The organism is Nocardioides sp., assembly GCF_035481145.1.
In the GTDB taxonomy this organism is placed as follows: Bacteria; Actinomycetota; Actinomycetes; order Propionibacteriales; family Nocardioidaceae; genus Nocardioides.
Genome location: NZ_DATIHB010000161.1, coordinates 1 through 4,503 on the forward strand (window position 1 = coordinate 1; position 4,503 = coordinate 4,503).

A 4,503-nucleotide genomic window follows, 5' to 3' on the forward strand; every position below is an offset into this window, starting at 1 on the left:
CCATCGCCACCTCAAAAAGTCCGGGCTGGGGGCCGTTCTTCGTTGACACGTAGATGGACATTTGCTCGGGCGTTCCGTGTCTCCCGGAGTGCTCGTCGAGCTCGAGGTCGTGCGCTGACAGAATGTCGCCCATGCGCGTTCACCTCGGTTCCGACCACGCCGGCCTGGGGCTCAAGGACCACCTGATGGCCTGGCTCGCCGACCACGGCTACGAGGTCGTCGATCATGGGCCGTTCGTCCACGACCCCCTCGACGACTACCCCGTCTTCTGCCTCCGCGCGGCAGAGGCGGTCGCCGCCGAGCAGGTGGACGGCCTCGACAGCCTGGGCGTCGTCATCGGGGGTTCGGGTAACGGCGAGCAGATCGCCGCCAACAAGGTCACCGGCGTCCGGGCCGCGCTGGTGTGGTCGGAGGAGACGGCCACGCTGGCCCGTGAGCACAACGACGCGAACGTCGTCTCCGTCGGCGGTCGCATGCACTCGCTCGAGGACATGACCCGCTTCGTGGAGGTGTTCCTCACCACCCCGTTCCCCGGCGACGAGCGACACGTGCGCCGCATCGCCCAGCTGACGACCTACGACGAGACGGGAGAGCTGCCGCCGCTGCCGGAGTCGGCGCTGGGCGGTCCGGCCGGGACGCATGCCTGAGGGCCACACCCTGCGGCGGCTGGCCGAGGAGCTGGGCGCCGCCTTCGCCGGTCGACGGGTCTCCGTCTCCAGCCCGCAGGGTCGCTTCGCGGCCGACGCCGCCCTGCTCGACGGGAGCACGTGCCTCGGCGCCGACTCCGCAGGCAAGCACCTCTTCGTCGAGTTCGAGGGGGAGAGGTTCGTGCACGTCCACCTCGGCCTCATCGGCGGCTTCGCCGTGCACTCCGGCGTGGCCGAGGTGCCGGACCCCGTGGGCGCCGTGCGCCTGCGCCTGGTGACGGACGACGACCTCGGTCCCACGTCGTACGCCGACCTGAGAGGCGCCACGCAGTGCAGCCTCGTCGACGCCGGCCGCCGCGCCGAGGTCCTCGGGAAGCTCGGCCCGGACCCGTTGCGGAGCGACGCCGACCCCGCGCGGGCCTGGCGCCGCATCTCCGCCAGCCCGCGGCCCGTCGGCGACCTGCTCATGGACCAGGCAGTCCTGGCCGGCGTCGGCAACGTCTACCGCGCCGAGGTGCTCTTCCGGCACCGCATCCACCCGCTCCGGCCCGGCCGGACCCTGCGGGTCGGCCAGTTCCGGGCCATCTGGGACGACCTCGTCGTGCTGATGGGGGAGGGCGTCCGCTCCGGGCGGATCGACACCGTGCGCCCCGAGCACACTCCGGAGGCGATGGGGCGACCGCCGCGGGTCGACGATCACGGCGGCGAGGTCTACGTCTACCGCCGCACCGGCCAGCCCTGCCACGTCTGCGGCGGCCTGGTGAGGACGGAGGTGCTCGCGGGACGAAATGTGTTCTGGTGTCCGCGTTGCCAGCCGAGGTTCAGGTCGCGCGCCGTAGAGTCGTCGCACCATCGGCAGGAAGGTCGACGGCATGGTTGAGGCCCAGGCCACGCGCGCGAGCACTGGGACCGCGCGACGCTTGGCGAGCCGACGCCTCTCGGTGTCCACGGAGCAGCGGGTGCTGTTCTGGCTGGTGCTCACGACCGTCGTGTTCGGCGTCGTCCTGTGGACGTGGCCCGTCGAGGCGCCGCTGACCCTGATGGTGGTGCCCCTGATGGTCGCCAGCCTGCGACTCGGCCCCCGCGAGCTGCCGTGGTTCGTGATCTTCGTGCTGGCGGTGCTGTCGCTGGTGATCCCGCGCCAGGAGGAGGTCAGGCTCCGCGTCACCCTGGGCATCGTGGTGATCTTCGCGATCGGCCTGCTCATCCTGCTGACCTCCTTCCGCCGGTCGCGCCTCGGCGTGGCCGGCGCCCGCGGCGAGTCGATGCTGGTCGACCTGCGCGACCGCATCCAGCGCCAGGGCGGCATCCCCGACCTGCCGCCGGGGTGGTACGCCGCCAGCGAGCTGCGGTCCGCCGGAGGCACGCCGTTCGCCGGCGACTTCGTGGTCGCCGCCCGGGTGGGCGAGCGACTCGAGGTCGTGGTGGTCGACGTCTCCGGCAAGGGTGAGGGAGCCGGCACCCGGGCCCTGCTGCTCTCCGGGGCGATGGGCGGGTTGCTCGGCGCGCTGCCGTCCGAGGAGTTCCTGCCGGCGGCCAACGACTTCCTGCTCCGCCAGGACTGGGAGGAGGGGTTCGCGACCGCGGTGCACCTCTCCCTCGACCTCCTCTCCGGGCACTTCACGGTCCGCTCCGCCGGCCATCCGCCGGCAGCGCTCCTCAGCGCCGGGACCGGGAGGTGGTCGGTCCTGGAGGCCCCCGGGCCGATCCTCGGGCTCATCCCGGACGCCACCTACGGCTGCGTGACGGGTGTCATGCGGCGCGGCGACGCGATGCTCCTCTACACCGACGGGCTCGTCGAGACGCCCAGCCGCGACATCATGCTGGGCATCGACCGGATGCTGGGCCAGGCGGAGCGGCTGCTGCGCGGCAGCTTCGACGGCGGAGCAGCACGGCTGGTCGACTCCCTCGGCTCCCGCCACGACGACCGCGCGCTGCTGCTGGTGCACCGCCGGTAGGCCGGGCCGCGCGTCGCAACGGGCCCGAGCTTGTCCGTGCGTGTCCGGCGTGGCGTGCTCGGTTGGGGGCGACGTGGGTCGGTATGGCACGATGAATCCCCGACAGGGGCCCTGCCCGCCAGCCACCCGGTGTTCCGGGCGGCACGGGGGCGGAGCCCCCGTGTGCGCGGATGTAGCTCAATGGTAGAGCCCCAGTCTTCCAAACTGGCTACGCGGGTTCGATTCCCGTCATCCGCTCCAAGGAGGTCGTGACAGTCGGCACTTGCCGGCGGTGGCGGCCCACTTGGCGGGGCGTAGCGTAGTGGCTAGCGCGCCTGCTTTGGGAGCAGGAGACCGCAGGTTCGAGTCCTGTCGCCCCGACTGGACACGCCAGTGAGCATCACCAGCAGCCCGCGCATGACCTGTGCGGGGCAGACGACCAAAGAGGAGACAAGCCTGTGAAGAGCGCCGTCGAGAACTTGAGCCCGACCCGGGCCAAGCTGACCGTCGAGGTGCCCTTCGAGGAGCTCAAGCCGAGCCTCGACGCGGCGTACAAGAAGATCGCCCAGCAGATCAACGTGCCCGGCTTCCGGCGCGGCAAGGTCCCGCCGGCGGTCATCGACCGCCAGGTCGGCCGCGGCGTGGTCCTCGACGAGGCGATCAACCAGGTCGTGCCGGACAAGTACATCGAGGCACTGCAGGAGAACTCCCTCGAGCCGCTCGCGCAGCCCGCGATCGAGGTCACCCGCCTCGAGGACAACGACGTGATCGAGTTCACCGCCGAGGTGGACGTCAAGCCCGACTTCGAGGTCCCCGACTACGAGGGGCTCGAGGCTGAGGTGGAGGACGTCGAGGTCACCGACAGTGACGTCGAGGAGCAGGTCCAGGCCCTCCGCGAGCGCTTCGGCACCCTGGTCGACGTCGACCGGGCGGCTGCCGACGGCGACTTCGTGACCATCGACCTCACGGCCGCCCAGCAGGGCGAGGCCGTCGAGGGCGGCGAGGTCAGCGGCATGTCCTACAAGGTCGGCCGTGGCGGCATGATCGACGGTCTCGACGAGGCGCTGGTCGGCATGTCCGCCGGTGACCAGAAGACCTTCTCCTCCGAGCTGGTCGGTGGCGACCTGGTCGGCCAGGACGTCGAGGTGACCGTCGAGGTCACGGCCGTCCAGCAGCAGGAGCTGCCCGAGGTCGACGACGAGTTCGCGCAGATGGCATCCGAGTTCGACACCGCCGACGAGCTGGTCGAGGACGTGCGCGAGCGCCTCGGACGCGGCAAGCGCCTCGAGCAGGCCGCATCCGCCCGGGACGCCGTGCTCGAGGTCCTGCTCGAGAAGGTGAGCATCCCGCTGCCGGAGGCCATGGTCACCGACGAGCTCAACGCCCGCCGCCAGAACGTCGAGCAGCAGCTGGTGTACGCCGGCCTCACGATGGAGAAGTACCTCGAGGACGAGGGCCAGACCCAGGAGGAGTTCGAGGCCGACCTCGAGCGCCGGGTCCGCGACGCCGTCACCGCCCAGTTCATCCTCGACAAGATCGCCAAGAAGGAGGAGTTCGGCATCGACCAGGCCGAGCTCTCCGAGCACATCGTGCGGCGCGCCCAGCAGTCCGGCCAGGACCCGCAGGAGTTCGCCAACCACATGTTCGAGCACAACCACGTGCCCGAGCTCGTGCAGGAGATCCTGCGTGGCAAGGCGCTGGCGACGATCGTCGAGTCGGCCACCGTCAAGGACGCCTCGGGCAACGTCGTCGAGCTGAAGAACCTGCGCCCCGACGGCACCGTCGGAGAGCCGGAGGCCGAGGTGTCCGGCGCCGAGACGACGGACGCCCCTGACGCCCCCGAGACCACCGACGTCGAGGAGCCGGCCGAGCAGGCCTGACCCGCGCCGTACTCCGCGGTCGTCCCGGAGGTCGACGAC

The 4,503-nt window shown here is 71.2% G+C and carries 4 protein-coding genes and 2 tRNA genes; all 6 read left to right on the forward strand.

The genetic code is table 11. The annotated features are described in order from the left end of the window. Positions 1–131 precede the first annotated feature (131 nt). The 6 genes from VLF38_RS13685 (at position 132) to tig (ending at position 4,464) form a co-directional block, all read left to right on the forward strand. Positions 132–647: a ribose-5-phosphate isomerase gene (locus VLF38_RS13685; protein WP_325271798.1), complete on the forward strand. Its 516-nt coding sequence runs from the start codon at positions 132–134 to the stop codon at positions 645–647. Beyond that, positions 640–1,527 carry an Fpg/Nei family DNA glycosylase gene (locus tag VLF38_RS13690; RefSeq protein WP_325271799.1) on the forward strand — a complete coding sequence of 296 codons (888 nt, stop codon included), beginning with the start codon at positions 640–642 and terminating at the stop codon, positions 1,525–1,527. Before VLF38_RS13685 ends, VLF38_RS13690 begins: the two co-directional genes overlap by 8 nt. Before the next feature lie 79 nt (positions 1,528–1,606). Next, positions 1,607–2,605, forward strand: coding sequence for a PP2C family protein-serine/threonine phosphatase (locus VLF38_RS13695; RefSeq protein WP_325271800.1), 999 nt, complete (start codon positions 1,607–1,609; stop codon positions 2,603–2,605). 166 nt (positions 2,606–2,771) lie between these two features. Further along, positions 2,772–2,845, forward strand: a tRNA-Gly gene (locus VLF38_RS13700). 47 nt (positions 2,846–2,892) lie between these two features. After that, positions 2,893–2,965, forward strand: a tRNA-Pro gene (locus tag VLF38_RS13705). A gap of 77 nt (positions 2,966–3,042) precedes the next feature. Beyond that, a complete protein-coding gene (tig, locus tag VLF38_RS13710) occupies positions 3,043–4,464 on the forward strand; it encodes a trigger factor (RefSeq protein ID WP_325271801.1) in 1,422 nt (473 codons plus the stop codon). Positions 4,465–4,503 lie beyond the last annotated feature (39 nt).

Excerpts from the sequence above, each read along its gene's own strand:
- VLF38_RS13685 (WP_325271798.1), top strand. The coding sequence starts at position 132 with ATGCGCGTTCACCTCGGTTCCGACCACGCCGGCCTGGGGCTCAAGGAC.
- VLF38_RS13690 (WP_325271799.1), top strand. The coding sequence starts at position 640 with ATGCCTGAGGGCCACACCCTGCGGCGGCTGGCCGAGGAGCTGGGCGCC.